Consider the following 24,913-nt stretch of genomic DNA (forward strand, 5'->3'; position numbering starts at 1 on the left):
GAGGCGCGACGCCATGTCTCGATAGCACGTGAAATGGCAGTATACGACGTATTGCGCCGATTGATGCCATGAGGCCGCGGTTTCACAATGACTGCACACACTTTTTTTGGAGTAGCCATCATGACCCTCAAGATCGGCAACATCGCCATTCCCGACAGCCAACTCGCCCGCGAGATCACGGACCTGGTCCGCGATACCGAATCGCCGCTGCTTTTCCACCATTCCAGCCGGGTGTATTACTTTGCCGCCCTTGCCGGGGAGCGGCGCGGCCTGAAGTTCGACCCGGAGCTCCTTTACGCGGGCGCCATGTTCCATGACATGGGGCTGACCCATGAGCATGCCAGCGACAATTTGCGTTTCGAAGTGGACGGGGCCAACGTGGCGCGGGGCTTCCTTCAGAGCCGCGGTATCTCCCACCAGGATGTCGACCTGGTGTGGACCGCCATCGCGCTGCATACCACGCCCGGCATTCCTGAGCACATGCACCCCGTCGTCGCGCTGCTGACCGCAGGGGTGGAGATGGACGTCCTGGGCATCGACTATTCGGGATTCAACGAAGCCGACCGCGAAGCTGTCGTGCACGCGCATCCGCGCGGGGACAACTTCAAGGAAAACATCATCCAGACCTTCTACGACGGCATCAAGCACAAGCCCGATACGACCTTCGGCAACGTCAAGGCCGACGTCCTGGCCGACAAGGACCCGCATTTCCATCGGGGCAACTTCTGCAGCGTCATTCGCCAGTCCTCCTGGCGCTCCTGACGCCATGCCATGTGCCAAGGCGGGCGCGGCTACAATCGCTGGCGCTTTTCCGGCGCCGCGCAGGATTGCGGTGCCGGGAAGGATCCGCGTACCCATCCTCACCGCAACCGACCCCGCCGGCCGCCATGGACAGACTCGACGCGATGCGCCTATTCATCCGGGTCGTGGAGCGCCGCAGCTTCACGCTGGCCGCGCACGACATGGATATTCCGCGGTCTACCTGCACCAAGGTCATCCGCCAAATGGAGCTGCGCCTGGGCGTGCGGCTGCTGCAGCGGACCACGCGCGTGGTGCGGCCGACACTGGATGGCGAAGCCTACTATCGTCGCTGCCTGGGCATCCTCGATGACATCGAGGACGCAGAGGGCGCCTTCCGCGGCCAGCATCCCAAGGGACAGTTGCGGGTAGAGGTGCAGGGCACATTGGCCCGCCATTTCCTGATGCCGGGATTGCCGGCTTTTTTTGCCCGCTATCCCGATATCGAACTCTCAATGAGCGAGAGCGATCGTTGGGTGGACCTGGTGCAGGAAGGCGTCGATTGCGTCCTGCGCTACGGCCAGCTGCGCGACAGCGAACTGGTGGCGCGGCCAGTCACCATGCTGGAACGCCTGACCTGCGCCACGCCGGAATATCTGGAGCGCCACGGCACGCCGGCGGACATCGACGCGCTTGCCGGACACCGGATGGTGGGCATACGGTCGCTGACCACCGGTACGGTCACTCCACTGGAATTCCGCGTGGGCGAGCAGACCCGTGCGCTCGCCCTGCCTTGCACCCTATCGGTGACAGGAACCGAGAGCTACCTCGCGGGGATACGCCTGGGGCTCGGCCTGGCCCAGGTGCCGCGCTTTCATGTGCAAGAGGATTTGCGGCAGGGCAGGCTGATCGAGCTGCTGCGCGAGACGCCGCCGCCGGCGGCGCCCGTATCGCTGCTTTATCCGCGTGCGCGGCAGCTGTCGCCGCGGGTCAGGGTGTTCCTGGACTGGGCCGCGGGCGAATTCGCCGCGCGGCAGGCCGGTGATCGTTGAAACGCCTTGGCAGGCTGGCGTTGACGATCACCATGTCTTTACATCATCGCGACTTCGTTCTGCACGAATTTGCGGATGCGCAAGGCATCGGCGATGCGCGAATACTTGCCCTGCGCGTCCAGCAGCACGATGGCCAGGTCGCGGCCCTGGATGTGAGCCAGCATGACGAGGCATTCGCCGGCTTCATTGATGAAGCCCGTCTTGGACACCTTGATATCCCAGTCGGCATTGCGGACCAGCGCATTGGTGTTGCGGAAGGTGCGCGTGTGGCCCTTGCCCATGTCCACGTCGTATTCCGTGTCGGTGGTGTAGCGGTGGATCATGGGGCGCTGCGATGCCGCGCGCAGCAGGCGAACCAGGTCGCGCGGCGAGGAAACGTTTTCGCTGGACAGGCCGGTAGGTTCGACGAAGTGCGTGTCCATCATGCCCAGGTCGCGCGCCTTGGCGTTCATGGCCTTGACGAAGGCGGGCATTCCGCCGGGGTAGTAGCGTCCCAGCGCATGCGCCGCGCGGTTTTCGGAGGACATCAGCGCCACGTGCAGCATGTCCGCGCGCGTCAGGCGCGAACCCACGGGCAGGCGCGACGCGGCATGGCGCAGCCGGTCGATATCGTCATCGCTGACTTCCAGCACCTCGTCCATGGGCTGGTTGGCATCGACGATCACCAGCGCCGTCATCAGCTTGGAGATCGAGGCGATGGGCCGGATGGTGTCCTCGTTCTTCGAGAACAGCACCGTGGAGGTGGCCAGGTCCTGCACATAGGCGACGCTGGAGCGCAGGGCCGCGGCCTGCGCCGAGGTCGAGGCCGGCGTGGCGGCGGCGGACACTTTGCTGCGCGTGGCGGTGGCGGTATGGCTGACCACCTTCTTGCCCGATTTGGTGGTCGTGTCGGCAACGACTTCCTTGCGCGTCGTGGTGCTTGTCTTGCCGCTGGCGGCCTTCTTGGCCACCGTGGTGGTCTTGGTCTCGGTCTTCGCCACCGTGGTCTTGCTGCCCGCCTTCGCGGTCGTGGTGGACTTGGTCACCGTAGTGGTGGTGGTTTTCTTTGCCGCGGTCTTGGCTTGGACGGCCTTGCAGGCCGACGACTTCGCGTCGGTCTTGCAGGGATCGGCGGCGGCGCGGGCGCCGGGCGAGAGCAATAGCGATGCCGCGACCAGTAGCGGGGCCACCGCTGTCACGACCGAACGTGTCGGAAATAGCGCCATAGGTAAGACGGATCCGTAAGGCTGAGCGACGCGCCCACAGGATGGGCTGTCAGAAAATTGAGTGGAATTATAGGGTTAGCCTGACAATTTAAACAATCTTTTTAAGCTAATCCGGGAAAATTCTCTGACGGGTCCTCGGACCCATCCTGGGGGCCGTGCTCATCCGTACCGCTATATCGCCCACGAGGGATGGGGTCAACCACGAGGAATGGGGCTAATCAATGGAGCGGGGGAGGGAGGCTTGCGTCCGGCGTTGCGCCGAGAGCGCCGACACGGCGACACAGCCGAATCGGGAAAGGTCCCCGTGAAGATATCCGGCGAGTTTTTTTGCCGAAGGGCCAGCGTGGCAAACGGGAGGGCGAGGAGGAGGAGAACGGGGAGGGGGATCGCGGATGCAGGCGCGGTTGGCCTCGCCGGGTGGAATCGAACCACCAATTGACCCTTAGGAGGGGCCGGTTATATCCATTTAACTACGGCGAGATGTGCTTCTTGCAGGGATCGAGCAATCCCTGAAAAACCCTGGATCTTTGTCTAAGCTATTGATTTTTCTAGGGAAGAGCAGGCCAAAACTATATCACGATTTATCTCGCAATCCCATCAGATCCAAATCTTCGACATCTCGTTCATCAACGCAATGTTGATGTCGCGCTGCCTATTCTGCAGGGCCTTCGCGCCTACAGAACTAGGACAGCAGGGCAAGGATCATGGCCGCGATTGCAAAGACCGGCGCCAGGTGGCGCGTGCGGATAAGCAATGCCGGGCGCAAGTCTATCAGCAGGACGTTCGACGCCAAAATCCAGGCGCAAGGCGCCCGGCGATAGTCATATTTCAAGTCTCCATGTGGCTATGGATAGTCGGTCGATACGGGCCGTTCGTGGAAAAGGTGGTTTGCCGGTCCGTGGCTTGTCGGTCCCTTTACGTCCCTGGCTGTATGTGCCAACGGTCGCGTGACAGGCAGCGCTCCCGCCCGGCGAACCTTCGCATGGCGGGCGGGGGTACTTGAGCGTGGCGCCATCCTTTCGATGGCGCGCCCAAGGTCGGATGGCGTTATGCCCTTTGCCACGTGCCGGAAGGCTGCGCCGGCGTTTGGCCGGCGGAAGCGGCTTCGTCAGCCAATTTTTCGCTGCGCGGCGGAGACATCTGCGCATAAGGACGCAGAATATCCTTGAGCTCTTCGGCCATGGAGCGGGCCTGCGGCCGCACGGATTCCATCGCTTGCTGGAATCTCTTATCGAATGACGCGTCCGTTTCCTGGCGGTTGTCTAATTGCCTTACCAGGGGGTACGGGTCTCTTCCGCAGCCCACTACGAATTCGCAGTTTTTCTTGATGTCCAGGGAATAGACGTTGTTGAATTCGCGCGCCTGCTCGGACGTGCTTATTGTTTCAAAACTCTGGATATTGCGAAGCACCGCATCGATGATGTCCATGGCTTCGGCGACTTGCGCCTCGCCATCGACGCCCCGCTGGGCGAGGACGAGTTTGGCTTCCTGGAGCAAAGCCGTCATTTGCCAGCTGGGGATCTCCGTGGTGGGCAGCAGTATGCTCTGCTTGTCCACCAGGATTGCCTCGGTATTGCTGGTCGAAGGCCTCAGCCCGGGAGCCGGGTTCGTCGGCCCGGCCTGCGGCTCCATGTCCGACGCCGGCTGGCCGGCGTAATAGGCGGACAGCCGTGACTGGTCGGGGTTGGCAGGATTGTCATAAATGCGTTTGGCCAGTGCCGTAAAACGATCCTGATCAGAGTCGGGCGAGCCACGCGTCCCCCGGACATTCATGTATTTGATGTCTTCCTTTGGTAGGGTTCTATCCAGGTGCGTAAGCGTATCGCGCATGGGCTGGGACGCAGGCGCGGTGGCATATCCTGTTTGAACTAGGGGCAGTGATCCGATAGTCATGTTTTCGAAGGTCCATGTGGATATTGATACGGGGGAACAACAACGCGTGCGCGCGCCCGCCGTGTTGCCCTCCCCAACTTTCGTTAACGATCGCGCGGGGCGCCCTTACACCGGCTGCCAGGCGGTCTTGCGTTGGGTCTGGTCTTGGCCCGCGTTTTGCGGTTCCTGGCGCGCCTCACCCGACTCCGGCGGCGAAATCTGTGCGTAAGGACCCAGCACGGCCTTCAACGTTTCCGCCATGGTCCGCGCCTGCGGCTGCACGGATTCCAGCACCTGTTGCGCCTTTTGATCGAACGATCCCGGGTCGGCCTTGTAGGCGGCGTGCAGTTGCTTCGACAAGGGATAGGGGTTTCTTCCCATTCCAACCGCGAGCTCGCAAGCCGATTTGACCTCTCCGGAGTAGATCTGGAAGAACTTCGCGGCTTCCTCGGACGTACCGGGTTTGTCGAAGGAGCGGATATTGTTCAGGACCGCATCGATGATGTGGGTGGCTTCGACGACCTGGGCTTCGCCGGTGACGCCGCGTTGGGACAGCACCAGCTTGGCTTCTTCGAGCAATCGGGTCATTTGCTCCTTGGGGCGTTCCCGCGTGACGAGCAAGGTGTCCACGGACTGTTGCAGGGTCGCCTTGGCTTCCTGCGGCAGGTAAGGCTGCTGGAGCATGAAGCCCAGCGAGGCGAGCGCGGCTTCGTTGTTTTGCGCGATCGGCCCGTCGTAGTAGGCGTAGGGGTGGACTACGTCGGGATTGTCGGGGTCTTCCGCATAAATGCGTTGGGCAAGGCTGACGAAAGCCGCCTCGATGTTGGTGTTGGGTTCGCCCCATGCGCCTCGGGCGTTCAAGAATGCCGTGTCTTCCGGCGCCAGATATTTGCGGACCTGGGAATGCTCATCCGGTTGTCTCGCGATGACGGGCACATATGGCGTTGCGATATGGACGGTGGCGATAGTCATATTTCGAATCTCCGATAAACAGCTCTTGATCGCCGAATGCCGATCAATGCGGGCGTTCGTGCCTGGGTGATGGGGGGGGTCCGCCCTGTCCCCGTTTGCAAATGACGTTGCAGACGGGATTACCCCGTTGTCGCGCCCGGCTCCTACGTATCCGATGCGGACAAGCGGCCGCCCGTGTGCATCCCGGGGGGGCGGTGCGCGATCGCCGCACGCGGGTCACGGCGCGTATCGTTATGACCTGCTAGAATCCGTGCTGGCGGGCCCCTTCGCATGGTCCGGCGGTGAACCTGGTCAGGTCGGGAACGAAGCAGCCATAGCCGTTTAGGGTCAGTGCCGGAGTAAGGCTCGCCTTTCGAATACGCCAGCAAAGGACGGATCAGGTGCCCGGCATCGTTCCGTCCTTTCTTGTTCTGCGCGCCGCCGGCTCTACAATCCGCCCATGACCTATCTCGTATTGGCCCGCAAGTGGCGGCCCCGCTCGTTCGATACCCTGGTCGGGCAGGATCATGTGGTGCGCGCCCTCACGCATGCGCTGGATGCCCAGCGGCTGCATCACGCCTGGCTGTTCACCGGTACGCGTGGGGTGGGCAAGACGACGCTGTCGCGCATCCTGGCCAAGTCGCTCAATTGCGAAACGGGCGTCACTTCCAAGCCCTGTGGCGTCTGCCAGGCCTGCACGGAAATCGATGCCGGCCGCTTCGTCGATTACCTGGAACTGGACGCGGCCTCCAATCGCGGCGTCGACGAAATGACGCAGCTGCTGGAACAGGCGGTCTATTCGCCGGGGGCAGGGCGCTTCAAGGTCTACATGATCGACGAAGTCCACATGCTGACCGGCCACGCCTTCAACGCCATGTTGAAGACGCTGGAAGAGCCGCCGCCGCACGTCAAGTTCATCCTGGCGACCACCGATCCGCAGAAAATTCCGGTCACGGTGTTGTCGCGCTGCCTGCAGTTCAACCTGAAGCAGATGCCGCCCGATGCCATCGTCGGCCACCTGCGCCAGGTGCTGGGCGATGAGCAATTGGCCTTCGAGGTGCCGGCGCTGCGCCTGATCGCGCAAGCCGCCTCGGGTTCCATGCGCGACGCGCTGTCGCTGACCGACCAGGCCATCGCGTACAGCGCGGGCAACCTGACTGAAGAAGCCGTGCGCGGCATGCTGGGCACCATCGATCAGCGCCACCTGGTGCGCCTGCTCGATGCCCTTGGCGTCGGCGATGCGCCGGCCGTGCTGGCCGTCGCCGATGAGCTCGCGACGCGCGGGCTGTCGTATGGCGGCGCGCTGGCGGACCTGGCGGGCCTGCTGTCGCGGGTGGCCATCGAACAGCGCGTTGCGGGCGCGATTTCCTCGGACGATCCGCTGGCGGGGGATATCGCGCGCCTGGCGCGCAGCCTGCATCCCGATGCGGTGCAGCTTTTCTATTCCGTTGCCGTGCACAGCCGCGGCGAACTCGCGCTGGCGCCGGACGAATATGCGGGCTTCGTGATGGCCTGCCTGCGCATGCTGTCGCTGAGCGGTGAGGCCGGGCCGCAGGCCATGCCCGCCATGCCGCCGGCCACGAGCGCGGAGGCGCCGGCGGGCGCCGCTGCAACGGCCGCCGCGACATCGACGGTATCCACGGCTTCCTCGGCGTCCACGGCATCCACGGCATCGAACGCATCCACGGCGCCCCCGGCTGCAACGACGGCGCCTGCCGCCATTGCACCTGTTGCCTCTACACCTGCCACCAGCACCGCACCTGCTGCTCCAGCTTTGGCCGCCACACCCGCGGACACGGCGGCTCCGGCCGCAATCGCGCCATCAACCGCCGCTTCGGCCGCAAGCACGCCGTCAACGGCGGCTTCGGCTGCGCCCGCTTCGTCTACGACTACCGCTGCTTCGTCCATGCCGCCCACGCCGGCGGCCGGGCCATCCGGCCCGGGGAGCGAGCCCGCCACGCCGGCACCCGTCTCCGCGCCCGTGGTGGCCGAGGCCGCGCCCGGCGTGCCGGCGCGTACGTCGACGCCAGGAACGTCTTCGCCCGGCGCCGCGGCTCTGGCGGTGACGCCGCCGGCCGCCTCGACTACGCCGGCCCCTGTTCCGGCAGCCGGTATCGCACCCTGGGATGACGCGGCTGATGCAAAGCCCGGCAAGCGGGACGCCCGCGATACCGCCGCGCCTGAACGTCCTCGCGAAGCCCGCGCTGCCCCTGCCGCCACGAACGGTGTCGCGGCGACGCCGAAAGACGACGGCGGGCCGCCGGCGTGGGTTGATGAAATCATCCCCGACGACGCGGAGGGCGGCTATGTATCGTCCGGCCCCGACGACGGCGGCTTCATCGCCAGCCCGGACGACGACGATGACTTCGAGACCATGGCCAGTCCCGGCGACCGTGTCCCGACAGCGCCCGCCGCCGCGCCGGTGCGCCGTGCGCCCGCGTCCGGCGGCAAGTCCCGCCAGCGGCCCCGCCTGGCCGATATGTCGGAGGCGAACTGGCCGGAACTGGCCGCGCGCCTGCCCGTGACCGGGCTTGCCGCCGAACTGGCCCGCCAGAGCGAATGGCATGGCGTGCAGGGCGACACCGTCATGCTGCGCGTGGCCGTCCGCACCCTGGCCGACAGCGCCAGCCGGGTGCGTCTGCAGACCGTGCTGTGTGAGCATTTCGGGCAAAGCCTGCGGCTGGATGTCCTGGTGGGCGCCACGGGCGAGGCCACCGCGCATGCCGTGGCGCAGCAGGAACGCGCCGAACGCCAGCGCGCCGCGGAGGCCGCGGTCCAGGCCGATCCCTTCGTGCGCTCGCTATTGTCGGATTTCGGTGGCCAGGTGGTGCCCGGCTCTATCCGCCACGTGGATTCGCCGCCGGCGGCGCCGCGTTGATCGCCGCCGTCTTCCTCTATTCGTTTATCCGCTGAAAAGGATGCTTCCATCATGATGAAAGGACAATTGGCGGGCCTGATGCGTCAGGCCCAGCAGATGCAGGAAAACATGAAAAAGGCGCAGGAGGCGCTGGCCGACGTCCTGGTCGAAGGGACGTCCGGTGGCGGCCTGGTCAAGGTGACCATGTCCTGCCGCAACGACGTCAAGCGCATCGTCATCGATCCCTCGCTGGTGGGCGACGACAAGGACATGCTGGAAGACCTGGTTGCGGCCGCCTTCAACGACGCCCTGCGCAAGGCCGAAGCGACCGCCCAGGAAAAGATGTCGTCCGTGACGGCCGGCATGCCCCTGCCCCCGGGAATGAAGTTTCCGTTCTGAACAATCGGCGCGCCGGCGGGGCACGCGGAGCGTGTGCCGCCTGGCGCCCGCGCGCCCCATGGATCCTTCACTTCCCGAACCCGAACCGCTGCGCGCGCTGATCGAAGCGCTGCGGCGCCTGCCCGGCGTGGGCGTGCGCTCGGCACGGCGCATGGCGTACCACCTGCTGCAGCACGATCCGCGCGGCGCGGACCTGCTGGGCCAGGCTCTCGCATCGGCCGTGCATAACCTGCGGCACTGCGCGCGCTGCAACAGCTTCACGGAAGACGAGATCTGCGTCACGTGCAGCAATCCCAAGCGGGATCCCACTCAGCTGTGCATCGTCGAAACGCCGGCGGACCAGAACATGATCGAGTCCAGCCACGGCTATCGCGGCCTGTACTACGTCCTGATGGGCCGCGTGGCACCGCTGGAGGGTGTCGGTCCCCGGGAGCTCGATTTCGAGCGCTTGCTGACGCGCGCGGGCGACGGTGTCGTCACGGAGGTCATACTGGCCACCAACTTCACGGCGGAAGGGGAGACGACGGCGCATTTCCTCAATGAAGCCCTGCGTGAACGCGGCCTGTCGGTGACGCGCCTGGCGCGTGGCGTGCCGGCCGGCAGCGAACTGGAATACGTGGATGCCGGCACCATCGCCTGGGCCTTGATGGAGCGCAAGTCCACCTAGGCTCGCGGCATGGCGTCGCCGGCATCATCGGCACGACCGAAGATTCCGGTTTCGAAGCGTCCACGTTCCGAAGACGCCTGGATCCTGGTATCCCCCATCCCGAAGAAGCAGCGGCCGCAACGTCCGGCACTGCGCTGACAAGAACCACGGAGACTCCTGCCATGTCCGCCTTGGCCGGTTTGAAAGTCCTGGAGTTGGGCACGCTGATCGCGGGGCCCTTTGCCGCCCGCCTGTTCGGCGAATTCGGCGCCGACGTCATCAAGATCGAAACCCCCGAGGGGCCGGACGGCAAGGGCGGCGGCGACCCGATTCGCACCTGGCGCCACCTGCATGAAGGCAATTCGCTCTGGTGGACGGTTCAGGCTCGCAACAAGCGCTCGGTGGCCTTGAACATGAAGGACCCGGTCGCCCGCGAAATCGCCTTGAAACTGGCGCTGGACGCGGACGTAATCGTCGAGAACTACCGGCCCGGCGTCCTGGAGAAATGGGGCTTGGGCTATGAGCAGCTGCGGGCGCTGAACCCTGCCACCATCATGGTCCGCCTGTCCGGCTATGGCCAGACGGGGCCGCTGCGCGACCGCCCCGGTTTCGGGGCGATCGGCGAATCCATGGGCGGCCTGCGTTATGTGTCCGGCCATCCGGACCGGCCGCCGGTGCGGGTGGGCATCTCCATCGGCGATTCGATCGCCGCGCTGCATGGCGTCATCGGCGCCATGATGGCCCTGCGCCACCGCGACGCGACGGGGGGGCGCTGGAACGGCGTGTCGGGCGGCCAGGGGCAGATGGTCGACGTGGCGCTGTACGAGGCGGTCTTCAACCTGATGGAAAGCCTGGTGCCGGAATACGACGTGGCCGGCGTGGTACGCGAGCGCACGGGCGGCGCCTTGCCCGGCATCGTGCCGTCCAACACCTACACCACGCGCGATGGGCAGAATATCGTCATCGCCGGCAACGGCGATGCCATCTTCCATCGGCTGATGCTGGCCATCGGGCGCGAGGACCTGGCCCACGATCCCGCCCTGGCGCGCAACGACGGCCGGGCGCGGCGGGTGGACGACATCGACGGCGCCATCCAGGCGTGGTGCGATACGCGCACCATCGACGAAGCGCTGGAGGCCTTGCAGCAGGCCGACGTCCCGGTCGGCAAGATCTATAGCGTGGCGGATATGTTTCGCGATCCCCAGTTCATCGCGCGGGGCATGATCGAGCAGCACCGCTTCGCCGACGGTACGCCGGTCAAGCTGCCGGCGGTCACGCCCAAGCTGTCCGAAACCCCTGGCGGCACGCGCTGGCTGGGGCCGCGCTTAGGGGAACATACCGAGGAAGTGCTGAAATCGCTGGGGTATGATGCTGCGGCTATCGCCGCCCTGGCTGCTTCGGGCGCCATCGGCACATAGGATTCATTACCTGGAGACAAAAAAATGTCCGTGACTCGACGTGATTGGCTCAAGCTTGCCGGTGCGGCCGGCGCCCTGGGCCTGGCCCCCGCCATCGTGCGGGCGCAGAAGCTGGAAAAGAAAGAGGTCGCGATCGCCGTGGGCGGCAAGCCGCTGACCTACTATCTGCCGCTGACCATCGCGGAGGTGCGCGGCTACTTCAAGGATGAAGGGCTGGACGTCACCATCGCCGACTTCGCCGGCGGCGCCAAGGCCTTGCAGGCCGTCGTGGGCGGCAGCGCGGACGTCGTCTCCGGGGCCTTCGAGCACGCGCTGAACCTGCAGTCCAAGGGCCAGTTCTACCGCGATTTCGTGCTGCAGGGCCGCGCGCCCATGATCGGTTTTGGCGTGTCCACCAAGAACATGCCGAACTACAAGTCGCCGGCCGACCTGAAGGGCAAGAAGATCGGCGTCACCGCGCCGGGCTCCTCCACCAACATGGTCGTCAACTTTTTCCTGGCCAAGCATGGCCTGAAGCCGTCGGACGTGTCCATCATCGGCGTGGGCGCGGGCGCCGGCGCGATCACCGCCTTGAAGACGGGCCAGATCGATGCCATTTCGAATACCGATCCGGTGGTCACGTCGCTGGAACACTCCGGCGACCTGAAAATCATCGTCGATACCCGCACGCTGAAGGACACGCAGGAGATCTTCGGCGGCAATATGCCGGCCGGCTGCCTGTATTGCTCGCAAAGCTACATCGACGCCAATCCGAACACGGTTCAGGCCTTGGCCAACGCCATCGTGCGCGCCGACAAGTGGATCCAGGCGCAGAAAAACAACCTGGACGCCATCGCCAACGCCGTGCCCAAGAGCTATCTTCTGGGCGAGCCGGAGGTCTACAAGGCGTCGCTGCGCGCCAGCATGGACGGCTTCTCGCCGGACGGCATGATCCCGGAAGACGGCGCGGCCACGGCCGTGAAGGCGTTGGCCGCCTTCGTGCCCGACTTCGATCCCAAGAAGGTCGATCCGTCCAAGATGTGGACCAACGAGTTCGCCAAGCGCGCCAACCAGAAGTATCCGAATGGCTGACGCTGCACTGTCGCTGGACAACATCACCTGCACTTTCGTTTCGCGGGAAGGGGGCGGACGCTACACCGCCGTCCGCGAAGCGAGCCTGTCCATCGCGCCAGGCGAGTTCGTGTCCGTGGTCGGCCCGACGGGCTGCGGCAAGTCCACCTTGCTGAATGTGGGGGCCGGCCTGCTGGCGCCGTCTTCCGGCCAGGTGCGCGTCTTCGGCGAGCCGCTGTCCGGCATCAATCGCCGCGCCGGCTATATGTTCCAGGGCGAGGCCCTGATGCCCTGGCGCAATGCGCTGGACAACGTGACCGCCGGCCTGCAGTTCGCCAGGATGTCCCCCGGGGAAGCGGCCGACCGCGGCGGCGAATGGCTGCGCCGGGTGGGGCTGGGCGGTTCCGAGCAGCGCTATCCGCACCAGATGTCGGGCGGCATGCGCAAGCGCGTGATGCTTGCCCAGACGCTGATCCGCGACCCCGACATCATCCTGATGGACGAGCCGTTCTCCGCACTGGACATCCAGACGCGGCAGCTGATGGAAAACGAAGTCCTGGAGCTCTGGATGGCCAAGCGCAAGGCCGTGCTGTTCATTACGCACGACCTGGACGAAGCCATCGCGATGAGCGACCGGGTGGTGGTGTTGTCGGCCGGGCCGGCCACCCATCCCATCGGCGAGTTCGCCATCGACCTGCCGCGTCCCCGCGACGTGGCGGAAGTCCGCACGCATCCGCGCTTCGTCGAGCTGCACGCCGCCATCTGGGACGTGTTGCGCGAGGAAGTGCTCAAGGGCTACGCCCAGCAGAAACGGGCCTAGCGGCCTTAACGGAAGGAGCCTCGGCTGCCCGCCTCCACCATGATCAAAACCGATTCCAAATCCCTGCGCATCTGGCAGGTGTCGCTGTTGGTCATCCTGCTGCTGGGTTGGCATATCGCCTCGCGCAGTCCCAACATCGCGTTTTTCTTCGGCCAGCCCTGGGAAGTCGCCCAGCGGATCTGGGCCTGGTTCGTGACCGACGCCGACATCTACCGGCATTTGTGGGTCACCCTGGCCGAAACCGTGCTGGCTTTTCTGATTGGGACGGTGTCCGGCCTGGCCTGCGGACTGTGGCTGGGCTTGTCGCCCAAGGCGAGCGCGATCCTCGATCCCTACATCACCGCGGCGAACTCCATGCCGCGCGTCATCCTGGCGCCCATCTTCGGCATGTGGTTCGGGCTGGGCATCTGGTCCAAGGTGGCGCTGGCGGTCACGCTGGTGTTCTTCATCGTGTTCTTCAACGTCTACCAGGGCGTGCGTGAAGTCAGCACGACGCTGCTGGACAATGCCCGCATGCTGGGGGCGGACCGCCGGCAGTTGCTGCGCTACGTATACCTGCCCTCGGCCACCAGCTGGGTATTCTCCAGCCTGCATACGTCCGTGGGCCTGGCCTTCGTGGGCGCGGTCGTGGGTGAATACCTGGGCTCGGCCAGTGGCGTCGGATACCTGATCCTGCAGGCCGAAGGCACGCTGGACGTGAACACGGTCTTCGCCGGCATCGTCGTGCTGACCCTTTTCGCACTGGTGCTGGACGGCCTGGTAACGCTCGTCGAGCGCCGCCTGATGAAGTGGCAGCCGCGCGCCGGCGAAACCGAGAAGCTATAGCCCACCCCCGAAGCGCTGCGCGCTTCCCCCTCAAGGGGGCGACGCTGGCGGAAGGGAAGGCCCACCCCCGAAGCGCTGCGCGCTTCCCCCTCAAGGGGGCGACGCTGGCGGACCGGCGGAGCCGGATCCGCGGCGTCCCCGGTCTGGGTAGACCTGTGTCATGCGTCGAGAGGGCGAACCCCGGATCCGCGGCGTCCCCGCTTTTGTCGCACCGGTTTCGTGCGGCGGGCGGATGCCCGACATCGGGCGGAAAGCCCCGGCTGGCGCGGCTTTCCGGGGAAAGAGGCCGTTCGCGGTATAATCCCAAGGTTTGCTTACTGATTCTGAAACCGGGGTTTATCGTGCTGCCGCAACTTCTTCCAGGACTTTTCTCAGCAGGGGCTGATGGTCTGCATCGGCCTTCTCCTGCAATTCTGGCTTTGGCGGACGGTACCGTGTTCCGAGGTATCTCCATCGGCGCACCCGGGCATACCGTGGCCGAGGTGGTGTTCAACACCGCCATGACCGGCTACCAGGAAATCCTGACCGATCCGAGCTATGCCGGCCAGATCGTCACGCTGACCTACCCGCACATCGGCAATACCGGCGTCAATGCCGAGGACGTCGAGTCGCGCCAGGTGTTCGCTTCCGGGCTGATCGTGCGCGATTGCCCGGCGCGCGTGTCGAACTTCCGCGCCACCAGTTCGCTGCCCGAGTACCTGAAGGCGCAGGGCATCGTGGCCATCGCCGGCATCGATACACGCAAGCTGACGCGCATCCTGCGCGAAAAAGGCGCCCAGGGCGGCTGCATCCTGGTCGGCGACGACGTCGACCGCGCCGTGGCGCTGGCGCGCGCTTTCCCCGGCATGTCCGGCCAGGATCTGGCCAAGACGGTGTCGATCGACAGCCGCGGCCAATGGGACCAGGGTACATGGCAGCTGGGGCAGGGCTATGCCCATCCCAAGACCGGCAAGTACCACGTGGTGGCTTACGATTTCGGCGTCAAGAGCAACATCCTGCGCCTGCTGGCCGACCGTGGCTGCCACATCACCCTCGTGCCGGCCCAGACGCCGGCCGAGGACGCGCTCAAGCTCAATCCGGACGGCCTGTTCCTGGCCAACGGCCCCGGCGACCCGGAACCCTGCGAGTACGCCATCGAGGCCACGCGCGCCTTCCTGGACCGCAAGCTGCCCGTCTTCGGCATTTGCCTGGGGCACCAGATCATGGGCCTGGCCGTGGGCGGCAAGACCCGCAAGATGAAGACCGGCCACCACGGCGCCAACCATCCGGTGCAGGACCTCGACAGCAAGCGGGTCTTCATCACCAGCCAGAACCACGGTTTCGAGGTCGACGCGGCGACCCTGCCGAAGAACACCCGCGTCACCCATATTTCGTTGTTCGACGGTACGCTGCAGGGCTTTGAACTGAGCGACCGGCCCGCGTTCTGCTTCCAGGGCCACCCTGAAGCCAGCCCGGGGCCGCACGACATCCTCGTGTTGTTCGACAAGTTCATCAGCCAGATGGCCGGCCAAGCCAAGACCGCGTAAAAGATTGCACCATGCCCAAGCGTACAGACATAAAGAGCATACTGATCATCGGGGCGGGCCCCATCATCATCGGCCAGGCTTGCGAATTCGACTATTCCGGTGCCCAGGCCTGCAAGGCGTTGAAGGCCGAGGGCTACCGCACCATCCTGGTCAACAGCAACCCCGCCACGATCATGACGGACCCGGAAACGGCGGACGTCACCTACATCGAACCCATTACCTGGCAGGCCGTCGAAAAGATCATCGAACGTGAACGGCCCGACGCGCTGCTGCCCACCATGGGCGGCCAGACCGCGCTGAACTGCGCGCTGGACCTGGCCCACAACGGCGTGCTGGAGCGCTACAAGGTCGAACTGATCGGCGCCAACGAGCAAGCCATCGAAAAGGCCGAGGACCGCCAGAAGTTCAAGCAAGCCATGACCGACATCGGCCTGGAATCCGCCAAGTCCGGCGTCGCCCATTCCATGGACGAAGCCTGGGAAGTGCAGAAGCGCATCGCCGCGGACCTCGGCACGTCGGGCTTTCCCGCGGTGATCCGGCCCAGCTTCACGCTGGGCGGCACCGGCGGCGGCATCGCTTACAACGCCGAAGAATTCGAAACGATCTGCCGGCGCGGGCTGGAAGCGTCGCCCACCAACGAACTGCTGATCGAAGAATCCCTGTTGGGCTGGAAGGAATTCGAGATGGAAGTCGTGCGTGACAGCGCCGACAACTGCATCATCGTCTGCTCCATCGAAAACCTGGACCCCATGGGGGTGCATACGGGGGATTCCATCACTGTCGCGCCGGCGCAGACGCTGACCGACAAGGAATACCAGATCATGCGCGACGCCTCCATCGCGGTGCTGCGCGAGATCGGCGTCGATACCGGCGGCTCCAACGTGCAGTTCGCGGTGAACCCCACCAACGGCCGCATGATCGTCATCGAGATGAACCCGCGCGTATCGCGTTCGTCGGCGCTGGCGTCCAAGGCCACGGGCTTTCCCATCGCCAAGGTCGCGGCGCGCCTGGCGGTCGGCTATACGCTGGACGAGCTGCGCAACGAAATCACGGGTGGCGCGACGCCGGCGTCTTTCGAGCCGACCATCGACTACGTGGTCACCAAGGTGCCGCGTTTCGCTTTCGAGAAATTCCCCACCGCCGACGCGCGCCTGACCACGCAGATGAAGTCGGTGGGCGAGGTCATGGCCATCGGCCGGACCTTCCAGGAATCCTTCCAGAAAGCCCTGCGCGGCCTGGAAGTGGGAGTGGACGGCCTGAACCAGAAAACCACCGACCGCGAAAAGCTGCAGGTCGAACTGGGCGAACCCGGTCCCGAGCGCATCTGGTACGTGGGCGATGCGTTCGCCCAGGGCTTCACGCTGGACGAGGTCTACAACCTGACGCACATCGACCCCTGGTTCCTGGCGCAGATCAAGGAAATCGTCGACATCGAGCTCGCGCTCGAACAGAAGACCCTGGCCGATCTGGATTTCGATACCCTGTGGCAATTGAAGCGCCGCGGGTTCTCCGATCGCCGCCTGGCCTTCCTGCTGGATACGTCCGAAGCCGAAGTGCGCCGCCTGCGGCATCAGCTGAACGTGCGCCCGGTGTACAAGCGGGTGGATACCTGCGCGGCGGAATTCGCCACGCGTACCGCCTACATGTACTCGACGTATGAAGAAGAATGCGAAGCGGCGCCGACCGATCGGAAGAAAATCATCGTGCTGGGCGGCGGTCCCAACCGCATCGGCCAGGGCATCGAGTTTGACTACTGCTGCGTGCATGCGGCGCTGGCGCTGCGCGAAGACGGCTACGAGACCATCATGGTCAACTGCAACCCCGAGACGGTGTCGACGGACTATGACACCTCGGACCGCTTGTATTTCGAGCCGCTGACGCTGGAGGATGTGCTGGAGATCGTCCACAAGGAAAATCCCTTGGGCATGATCGTCCAGTACGGCGGACAGACCCCGCTGAAGCTGGCGCGGGCCCTGGAAGCCAACGGCGTGCCCATCATCGGCACCAGCCCGGAATCCATCGACGTGGCGGAAGACCGGGAACGCTTCCAGAAGCTGCTGAACAAGCTGGGCCTGCGCCAGCCGCCCAACCGGACGGCGCGCACGGAAGCGGAGGCCTTGACGCACGCCGCCGAAATCGGCTACCCGCTAGTGGTCCGCCCCAGCTACGTGCTGGGCGGCCGCGCCATGGAAATCGTCCATGAACAGCAGGACCTGGAGCGCTATATGCGCGAAGCGGTCAAGGTCAGCAACGATTCGCCGGTGCTGCTGGACCGCTTCCTGAACAATGCCACCGAGGTGGACGTCGATTGCCTGGCCGATGGCGAAACCGTCTTCATCGGCGGCGTCATGGAACACATCGAGCAGGCCGGCGTGCATTCCGGCGACTCCGCGTGCAGCCTGCCGCCGTACTCGCTGTCCCAGGACATCATCGCGGAAATCAAGCGCCAGACCACCATGATGGCGAAGGCGCTGAACGTCAGCGGCCTGATGAACGTGCAGTTCGCCATCCAGGACGGCGACGTCTACGTGCTGGAAGTGAACCCACGCGCCTCACGCACAGTGCCCTATGTGTCCAAGGCGACCGGCCTGCAACTGGCCAAGATCGCCGCGCGCGCCATGGCCGGCAAGACGCTGGCTTCGCAGGGCGTGACGCGCGAAGTGGTGCCGGGCTACTTCTCGGTCAAGGAAGCCGTGTTCCCCTTCGTCAAGTTCCCGGGCGTGGATACCATCCTGGGCCCGGAGATGAAGTCGACCGGCGAGGTCATGGGCGTGGGTGCCAGCTTCGGTGAAGCCTTCGTGAAGTCGCAACTGGCGGCCAATGTGCGTCTGCCGGAGAACGGCACCGCCTTCATCAGCGTCAAGCCGCAGGACAAGCCGCGCGCCGTCGAAGTCGCGCGCGGGCTGCACGCCCTGGGGTTCAAGCTGGTGGCCACGCGCGGCACGGCCGCCGAAATCGAAGCGGCGGGCATCCCCGTGCAGGTGGTCAACAAGGTGACGGAAGGCCGTCCGCACATCGTGGACATGCTCAAGAACGGCGAAGTCTCGCTGGTCATCAATACGGTGGAAGAACGCCGTAATGCCATTGCCGATTCGCGTGCGATCCGCACGCAGGCCCTCGCCGCCCGGGTGACCTTCTACACCACGATCGCCGGCGCGCGCGCCGCAGTGGAGGGGATGCAGTATCTGCGGCAGGGGCATGGCTTGCAGGTATATTCTTTGCAGACATTGCACGCATCGCTGGCCACGGCGGTCTGAACGCCGGTACGGCCGTGTCGGTCCCTGGCGGCAAGCTCAGCTGCCGCCAGGCCGATACCAGCCATAGAAGATACGAAGGACAGCGCCGGGCGCTGGAGGTCGATATGAAATGGTGGGTACTCGCGCTGTTCGTCATCTGCGCGATCGTGGTGCATTATCGTGGGCGGGTACGACATCGTTTCTCCCGTCAGGTGCTGGATCACTCCACCTTTACCGCCCCCATCAACGTGTTCATGTACGCGTTTTCGCGCGTGCCGAACCAGCCCTATCTGTCCCTGTCGGAGTTTCCTGAGCTCAAGGTGCTGCAGCAGCGCTGGCAGGATATCCGGGCCGAAGCGGAAGCCTTGTTTTCCGCCGGCCATATCAAGGTGGCGAACACGTACAACGACGCCGGGTTCAACTCGTTCTTCAAAAGCGGCTGGAAGCGTTTCTACCTGAAGTGGTACGACACCGATCATCCGTCGGCGCGAGCCCTCTGTCCGGTCACGACCCGCCTGCTGGCGGATATTCCCAGCATCAAGGGCGCGATGTTCACCGCGCTGCCCCCGGGCAGCCGGCTGCCGCGGCACCGGGATCCCTACGCCGGTTCGCTGCGCTTCCACATGGGACTGATCACGCCGAACGATGCCGGCTGCTATATCGACGTCGATGGCCAGCCGTATTACTGGCGCGATGGCGAAGCGGTCGTGTTCGACGAAACCTTCATCCACTACGCCGAAAACAAGACGGACGTCAACCGCATCATCCTTTTTGCCGATATCGAGCGTCCGATGCGCTACCGCTGGGCGCAGGCGGTCAATCACTTCATCGGCAGCGTCCTGCTGCGGGCAGCCACCTCGCCCAACCAGGAAGGCGACCGCACCGGCGGCATCAACCATATCTTCGGCTCCGTCTATGCCGTGCGCCGCTTCGGCAAGCGCGTCAAAAAGAAGAGCAAGCCGCTGTACTACGGCATGAAGTGGGCCGTCGTGCTAGCCATCCTGGCCTGGATATTCTGGCCCTGATGCCACCCGTCGCGCCGGCCATGCGCCATGTCTTCATTACCGGCGCCAGCAGCGGCCTGGGACGGGCCTTGGCGCGGCATTATGCGGCGCATGGCGCATGCGTCGGCCTGGTCGGGCGGCGCGAGGACGCGCTGCGCGAGCTCGCCGCGACATTGCCCGGGTCGCATCCCTGGTATGCCGTCGATGTGCGCGATCGCGCGGCCCTGCACGCGGCAGCGGCGGATTTCCTGTCGCGCTGCGGCGGCGTGGTCGACTGCGTGATCGCCAGCGCCGGCATCAGCGCCGGCACCCTGACCCAACAGGTCGAGGATTTCGATGTCTTCCAGGCCATCATGCAGACCAATCTGCTGGCAACCGTGGCCACCTTCGAGCCTTTCATCGCGGGCATGCGGCGCGTGGGCGCGGGACGGCTGGTGGGCATTTCCAGCGTGGCGGGCGTGCGCGGATTGCCGGGGGCGGGTGCGTACAGTGCCTCCAAGGCGGCCGTGACGGTGTATTGCGAAAGCCTGCGGACTGAACTGGCCGCCGATGGCATCCGGGTGGTTACCATCGCGCCCGGCTACATCCGTACCGCAATGACGGCGCACAACCCGTATCGCATGCCTTTCCTGATGGACGCCGACGACTTCGCGGCGCGCGCGGCGGCCACCATCGAACGCGGCCGCGCCTATCGCGTGATTCCGTGGCAGATGGGCATGGTTGCCAAGCTGATGCGGCTGCTGCCCGACGCGGTGTACGACCGTCTCGCCCGCAACGCGCCGCGCAAGCCGCGGCAGGGCGATACAGCCGCCCGGTAGCGCCGCTAGACGATGTCGTCGGCGGCCAGCGCCGCGATATGGGTGACATCGCCCCAGCCCATGACATGCCAGCGCCGGCTCTCCACCGCCAGCCGGTTCACGCCCGCATTCAGCAGGGCCGCATCGCGAGGATGGGTCAAGGGTATGCCATGCGCATGGCGCCACACGATGTCCAGCACGCCGCCGTGGGTGAAGACCAGCACGCGCCCGTCATCATGGCGTTCGGCGATGTCGTCGATGGTGGCGACGATGCGGTTATGGAACTGGCGCAAGGTTTCGCCGCCGTCCAAGGCGCGGTCCGGCTCGCGGCTTTTCCAGGCGGCGGATGCCTCGGGCTGTTCGATGTCCAGGCGATCCATGGTGACGCCTTCCAGCACGCCGTAGCAGCGTTCGCGCAGCCCAGGTTCCGGGCGCACCCGCAGGCCCAGGCGCGCGGCGGCAGGCTCGGCCGTCTGCAGGGTGCGCTGCAGGTCGCTGCTGTACAAGGCATCGAAGCGGCCGTTGCCCGTCTCGTGCTCCAGGCGTTCGGCCAGGCGGCGCGCCTGGTTCTGGCCATGGGCGTTCAGCGGCGTGTCCTTCCAGCCCTGCAGCCGGCGGGCGCGATTCCAATCGGTTTCACCGTGGCGGATCAGCCAGATTTCTGTCATGACGAAGGAAAAGAGTCCGTGGAAATGGGCGGCGCCCTGCCATCCGGGCGCGGCGCGAAACCTCGATAGTATCCGCGATCCGGCCGCGCGGTTCAGGCGGCGATGGCGCACGCGATGCGCACCCGGCCGGCCCGCCGCGACGGATGAGTAACCGCACGCTACCCTAAAAACCCGAGCCCCGATACACTTGCGGCCGCCTTGTATACATCACCGAGGGGAAGGTATGTCCGGTTCGTATTTCCCGCGCTGGCGCGTGGTGCGCGACATCGCGCCCGATGCCGTCATGGCGCCCGATGAACGCCTGCCCTGGCCGAAGACCGTCGCGATGGGGCTGCAGCATGTGGTCGCCATGTTCGGGTCCACCGTGCTGGCGCCATTGCTGATGGGGTTCGACCCCAACGTCGCCATCCTGATGTCTGGAATCGGCTCGCTGATCTTTTTCGTCTTCGTCGGCGGCCGGGTGCCGAGCTACCTGGGTTCCAGCTTCGCCTTCATCGGGGGCGTGATCGCGGTGACCGGTTATGCGGGCGCGGGCCCCAATCCCAATATTGGGGTAGCGCTGGGGGGCATCATCCTGTGCGGGCTGGCCTATACGCTGATCGGCGTCCTGGTCTGGACGGCCAGCGCCGGGACCGGCGGCGGCGCGCGGTGGATCGAGGCGCTGATGCCCCCCGTGGTCACGGGCGCGGTGGTGGCGGTCATCGGCCTGAACCTGGCGCCGGTCGCCGCCAAGGGCGCCATGGGTGCCTCCGGCTTCGACGCCTGCATGGCCGTGGTAACCGTCCTGTGCGTGGGCGGCATCGCCGTGTACACGCGCGGCATGCTGCAGCGCCTGCTGATCCTGGCGGGCCTGATCCTGGCGTGCGTGGTCTATGCGGTCTGCGCGAACGGCCTGGGATGGGGCAAGCCGATGGATTTCTCCGGCGTGGCGCACGCGGCGTGGCTGGGCCTGCCGCGTTTCGCCACCCCCGTCTTCCAGGCCTCGGCGATGGGGCTGCTGGTGCCCGTGGCCATCATCCTGGTGGCGGAGAACCTGGGCCATATCAAGGCCGTGAGCGCCATGACGGGCCGCGACCTGGACCGCTACCTTGGGCGGGCCTTCGTCGGCGACGGTATCGCGACCATGGTGTCCGGGGCGGTGGGCGGAACGGGCGTGACCACCTATGCGGAAAACATCGGCGTCATGGCGGTGACGCGCATCTACTCCACGGTGGTGTTCGCGGTGGCTGCGCTGATCGCCATCCTGCTTGGTTTTTCGCCCAAGTTCGGCGCGCTCATCCAGACCATCCCGGGGCCGGTGCTGGGCGGCATGTCGGTGGTGGTCTTCGGCCTGATCGCCGTGGCGGGCGCGCGCATCTGGGTCGTCAACCGGGTGGACTTCAGCGATAACCGGAATCTGATCGTGGCGGCGGTTACCTTGGTCCTGGGCGCCGGGGATTTCACCGTGCGTCTGGGCGGCTTCTCGCTTGGGGGGATAGGCACGGCGACCTTCGGCGCCATCATCCTTTACGCGGTATTGCGGCCCTTGAACGCCCGGCGCGGCGTCTCGTCATAATCCATGGGGCCTGGCCTCCAGGAAGTGGGGACGAATCCGACCCCATCCTTTGGGCGGCTTGCAATTCAGTCCGACTTTGACCACAATGTCACCTGATCGCCCCGGTTTCCGAGCCGGGGTTTTGTTTTGGTCGAAGCTTGCCGCCGCCGGCGTGGACGCCGGTAGAAAGAGCGGGCATGGCGAGGAGATCCGGCAGGGCTTCTTCCCCTGGAAGACGCCGGGGCGCGGCTGCGATGGCGGCGCCTGGCCCGCCGGCGCACGCGGAAATACGTCCCTGTTTGTTCGCCGCTGGCCGGCACGATGCCGCCTTGCTTAGACCGTTACCGAAACGCCCCGGCGGGGCGTTTTCCACTTTTGGTAGAGATTGCGATATGTCAGCTATTCCGTTGACGGTAGATGGCGCGGAGCGCCTGCGACACGAATTGCACCGTCTCAAGACTGTTGAGCGGCCCTCGGTGATCAGCGCCATCGCGGAGGCGCGCGCTCAGGGCGACCTGTCCGAAAACGCCGAATACGATGCGGCGCGGGAACGCCAGGGCTTTATCGAGGCGCGCATCGCCGAACTGGAGGCGACCCTGTCCAATGCCCATGTGATCAATCCAGGCGAGCTCGATGCCGACGGCCGGGCGGTGTTCGGCGCGACGGTGGAAATCGAAGACCTGGATTCGGGCGACCGGGTGGTCTATCAGATCGTCGGCGATGTCGAAGCGGACATCCGCGCGAACAAGATCTCCGTGTCCAGCCCGGTGGCGCGCGCGCTCATCGGCAAGAGCGAAGGGGATGTGGTCGAAGTCCAGGCGCCCTCGGGCGTGCGCGAGTACGAGGTGATTAGCGTTCGCTACCTGTGAGCATGGCCGCGGCGCGGAGCAATCCGCGCGGCAGCGCCGCGGCGGCGGGGCGGATCGCGTGGCGGTATCGCCGATGCACGCGGCGCCACGGCCGGCTGAGCGCGGTGTCGGCCTAGCGCTTGACGGTCTTGCGAGCCGGCCGCGCGGCACCACCACGGGCGCCGGCCCGCAGGCTGAGCGCGCTGCCGGTGCGGCGCGGGATGCCGTGGGCGGGGGCAGCGCCGGACTTGCGCGTGCTGGGACGGATGGGCTTGCCGGCCTTGTTCAGTTCGGTTGAGCCCGGACGGCGGCTTTCATCCGTGGGCGTGGCCGTCTTGCGCGGTGCGCGGGCGGGTTTTGCCAGGGTCTTGCCTTCCGCGGCCAGTTTTTTCGGGGTGTAGGGCTCTGACGGCTTGCGTTTCGGCGGCGCGGCCGGCGCGAGCAACGACGGCATGCCGGGTTGCGGACGGTACAGAATGAGCATCTTGCCCAGATGATGAACCGGCGCACAGGACAGGGCATCGCAAATGGACGCCAGCATTTCCTCGCGCGTGTCGCGGTCCTCGCCGCCGGCGCGCACCTTGATCAGGCCGTGCGCGGTCAGGTTGGCATCGATTTCCTTCAGGACCGCATCCGACAGTCCTTTATCGCCGATCAGGACGACAGGGCGCAGGGCATGGGCTGCGGACCGCAGCGCGCTGCGCTCTCGGGATGTAATTTCTAATATAGGCATGTCGGAATTGTACGGGAATGGCCAAGAATAAATTTTCCAAGGATTGGTTGCACCAGCATATCAACGATCCTTATGTGAAGATGGCGCAGCAAAAGGGCTACCGGGCCCGTGCCGCCTTCAAGCTGATCGAAATCCTGGAAGCGGAAAAGCTGATGCGCCGGGGCGATGTGGTGGTGGACCTGGGCTCCGCGCCAGGCAGCTGGTCGCAGGTCGCCCGCGAGCGCCTGGTCGGGCAAGGCGGGGTGGTGGACGGGCGTATCGTCGCGCTGGATATCCTGCCGATGGAGCCGGTGGCCGGGGTGGAATTCATCCAGGGCGACTTCCGCGAGGAATCCGTGCTGGGCATCCTGGAGAAAACCCTCGATGGCCAGGCGGTGGACCTTGTTATTTCCGACATGGCCCCCAACCTGTCCGGAGTGAGCGTCGCCGATGCGGCGCGCATCCAGCATGTCTGCGACCTTGCGCTCGAGTTTTCGCTGGCCCATTTGAAGCCGGACGGCGCCCTGATCGTGAAAGCCTTCCACGGGAGCGGGTTTTCACAGATCGTGCAATCGTTCAAGCAGCACTTCAAAAGGGTGGTGGAGCGCAAGCCGAAGGCGTCGCGGCCCAATTCTTCCGAAACCTTTCTAGTCGCGAGGAACCTCAAGCAGCGAGGCTGATATCCGGATATCCCGGGCCCGGGGAACCGCCCTTGACGGGGCAGCTACCCGGATCGGAAACCCTATCCGCCTGCT

Annotated in this window: 21 protein-coding genes, 1 tRNA gene and 1 other RNA gene; 17 read left to right on the forward strand and 6 right to left on the reverse strand. The window is 65.4% G+C overall.

What is annotated here, in order from left to right; all coding sequences use genetic code 11:
* The first annotated feature begins 120 nt into the window (after positions 1-120).
* Both AKI39_RS05935 and AKI39_RS05940 read left to right on the forward strand, forming a co-directional pair.
* The gene (locus AKI39_RS05935; protein ID WP_066633616.1) at positions 121-762 is read left to right on the forward strand and encodes an HD domain-containing protein; all 642 of its coding nucleotides are present in this window, start codon (positions 121-123) and stop codon (positions 760-762) included.
* A gap of 125 nt (positions 763-887) precedes the next feature.
* Positions 888-1,790, forward strand: a complete 903-nt coding sequence (locus tag AKI39_RS05940) for a LysR family transcriptional regulator (RefSeq protein ID WP_066633619.1) — start codon at positions 888-890, stop codon at positions 1,788-1,790.
* 38 nt (positions 1,791-1,828) lie between these two features.
* On the opposite strand, the gene pbpG is transcribed toward AKI39_RS05940, so the two are convergent.
* The 4 genes from pbpG to AKI39_RS05960 form a co-directional block, all read right to left on the reverse strand.
* Positions 1,829-2,995 carry a D-alanyl-D-alanine endopeptidase gene (pbpG, locus tag AKI39_RS05945; protein ID WP_066633622.1) on the reverse strand — a complete coding sequence of 389 codons (1,167 nt, stop codon included), beginning with the start codon at positions 2,993-2,995 and terminating at the stop codon, positions 1,829-1,831.
* 405 nt (positions 2,996-3,400) lie between these two features.
* Positions 3,401-3,475: transfer RNA gene (locus AKI39_RS05950), tRNA-Arg, on the reverse strand.
* A 567-nt stretch (positions 3,476-4,042) separates the two neighbouring features.
* Positions 4,043-4,825, reverse strand: a complete 783-nt coding sequence (locus tag AKI39_RS05955) for a hypothetical protein (protein WP_066633623.1) — start codon at positions 4,823-4,825, stop codon at positions 4,043-4,045.
* A 168-nt stretch (positions 4,826-4,993) separates the two neighbouring features.
* Positions 4,994-5,839: a hypothetical protein gene (locus AKI39_RS05960; RefSeq protein ID WP_066633624.1), complete on the reverse strand. Its 846-nt coding sequence runs from the start codon at positions 5,837-5,839 to the stop codon at positions 4,994-4,996.
* A 255-nt stretch (positions 5,840-6,094) separates the two neighbouring features.
* Between AKI39_RS05960 and ffs the strand changes: the two genes are divergently transcribed.
* The 12 genes from ffs to AKI39_RS06020 all read left to right on the forward strand — a co-directional run bounded on the left by ffs (position 6,095) and on the right by AKI39_RS06020 (position 20,417).
* Positions 6,095-6,192: signal recognition particle sRNA small type (gene ffs / locus AKI39_RS05965), an RNA gene on the forward strand.
* An 86-nt stretch (positions 6,193-6,278) separates the two neighbouring features.
* The gene (locus tag AKI39_RS05970; protein ID WP_066633626.1) at positions 6,279-8,696 is read left to right on the forward strand and encodes a DNA polymerase III subunit gamma/tau; all 2,418 of its coding nucleotides are present in this window, start codon (positions 6,279-6,281) and stop codon (positions 8,694-8,696) included.
* A gap of 51 nt (positions 8,697-8,747) precedes the next feature.
* Positions 8,748-9,074 (forward strand): YbaB/EbfC family nucleoid-associated protein, encoded by a 327-nt coding sequence (locus tag AKI39_RS05975; RefSeq protein ID WP_066633629.1) that lies wholly within the window; start codon positions 8,748-8,750, stop codon positions 9,072-9,074.
* A gap of 58 nt (positions 9,075-9,132) precedes the next feature.
* Positions 9,133-9,741 carry a recombination mediator RecR gene (recR, locus tag AKI39_RS05980; RefSeq protein WP_066633632.1) on the forward strand — a complete coding sequence of 203 codons (609 nt, stop codon included), beginning with the start codon at positions 9,133-9,135 and terminating at the stop codon, positions 9,739-9,741.
* 161 nt (positions 9,742-9,902) lie between these two features.
* A complete protein-coding gene (locus AKI39_RS05985) occupies positions 9,903-11,138 on the forward strand; it encodes a CaiB/BaiF CoA transferase family protein (RefSeq protein ID WP_066633635.1) in 1,236 nt (411 codons plus the stop codon).
* A gap of 24 nt (positions 11,139-11,162) precedes the next feature.
* A complete protein-coding gene (locus tag AKI39_RS05990) occupies positions 11,163-12,209 on the forward strand; it encodes an ABC transporter substrate-binding protein (protein WP_066633637.1) in 1,047 nt (348 codons plus the stop codon).
* Positions 12,202-13,008 carry an ABC transporter ATP-binding protein gene (locus tag AKI39_RS05995; protein WP_066633644.1) on the forward strand — a complete coding sequence of 269 codons (807 nt, stop codon included), beginning with the start codon at positions 12,202-12,204 and terminating at the stop codon, positions 13,006-13,008. The genes AKI39_RS05990 and AKI39_RS05995 overlap by 8 nt, the downstream gene beginning before the upstream one ends.
* A gap of 39 nt (positions 13,009-13,047) precedes the next feature.
* Complete coding sequence (locus AKI39_RS06000) at positions 13,048-13,833, forward strand: ABC transporter permease (protein WP_066633646.1); 786 nt, start codon at positions 13,048-13,050, stop codon at positions 13,831-13,833.
* A gap of 341 nt (positions 13,834-14,174) precedes the next feature.
* A complete protein-coding gene (carA, locus tag AKI39_RS06005) occupies positions 14,175-15,359 on the forward strand; it encodes a glutamine-hydrolyzing carbamoyl-phosphate synthase small subunit (protein ID WP_066633649.1) in 1,185 nt (394 codons plus the stop codon).
* 11 nt (positions 15,360-15,370) lie between these two features.
* Positions 15,371-18,616: a carbamoyl-phosphate synthase large subunit gene (gene carB, locus AKI39_RS06010; protein WP_066633651.1), complete on the forward strand. Its 3,246-nt coding sequence runs from the start codon at positions 15,371-15,373 to the stop codon at positions 18,614-18,616.
* Positions 18,617-18,720: 104 nt separating this feature from the next.
* A complete protein-coding gene (gene lpxO, locus AKI39_RS06015) occupies positions 18,721-19,620 on the forward strand; it encodes a lipid A hydroxylase LpxO (RefSeq protein ID WP_066633654.1) in 900 nt (299 codons plus the stop codon).
* 20 nt (positions 19,621-19,640) lie between these two features.
* On the forward strand, positions 19,641-20,417 hold the full coding sequence (locus AKI39_RS06020; protein ID WP_066642291.1) for an SDR family oxidoreductase: 777 nt from the start codon (positions 19,641-19,643) through the stop codon (positions 20,415-20,417).
* Positions 20,418-20,422: 5 nt separating this feature from the next.
* Here AKI39_RS06020 and AKI39_RS06025 read toward each other — a convergent pair whose 3' ends face one another.
* Positions 20,423-21,064, reverse strand: coding sequence for a histidine phosphatase family protein (locus AKI39_RS06025; protein ID WP_066642293.1), 642 nt, complete (start codon positions 21,062-21,064; stop codon positions 20,423-20,425).
* 223 nt (positions 21,065-21,287) lie between these two features.
* Here AKI39_RS06025 and AKI39_RS06030 point away from each other — a divergent pair, with 223 nt between their 5' ends.
* A complete protein-coding gene (locus AKI39_RS06030; protein WP_066633656.1) occupies positions 21,288-22,619 on the forward strand; it encodes a solute carrier family 23 protein in 1,332 nt (443 codons plus the stop codon).
* A gap of 371 nt (positions 22,620-22,990) precedes the next feature.
* Positions 22,991-23,467 carry a transcription elongation factor GreA gene (gene greA / locus AKI39_RS06035; RefSeq protein WP_066633659.1) on the forward strand — a complete coding sequence of 159 codons (477 nt, stop codon included), beginning with the start codon at positions 22,991-22,993 and terminating at the stop codon, positions 23,465-23,467.
* A gap of 112 nt (positions 23,468-23,579) precedes the next feature.
* Here the strand turns inward: greA and AKI39_RS06040 are convergent, their stop codons facing one another.
* Positions 23,580-24,179, reverse strand: coding sequence for a YhbY family RNA-binding protein (locus tag AKI39_RS06040; RefSeq protein WP_066633661.1), 600 nt, complete (start codon positions 24,177-24,179; stop codon positions 23,580-23,582).
* A gap of 17 nt (positions 24,180-24,196) precedes the next feature.
* Between AKI39_RS06040 and AKI39_RS06045 the strand changes: the two genes are divergently transcribed.
* Complete coding sequence (locus AKI39_RS06045) at positions 24,197-24,838, forward strand: RlmE family RNA methyltransferase (protein ID WP_066633667.1); 642 nt, start codon at positions 24,197-24,199, stop codon at positions 24,836-24,838.
* Positions 24,839-24,913: the final 75 nt, after the last annotated feature.

It is taken from the genome of Bordetella sp. H567 (assembly GCF_001704295.1).
Taxonomy (GTDB): Bacteria; Pseudomonadota; Gammaproteobacteria; order Burkholderiales; family Burkholderiaceae_B; genus Bordetella_C.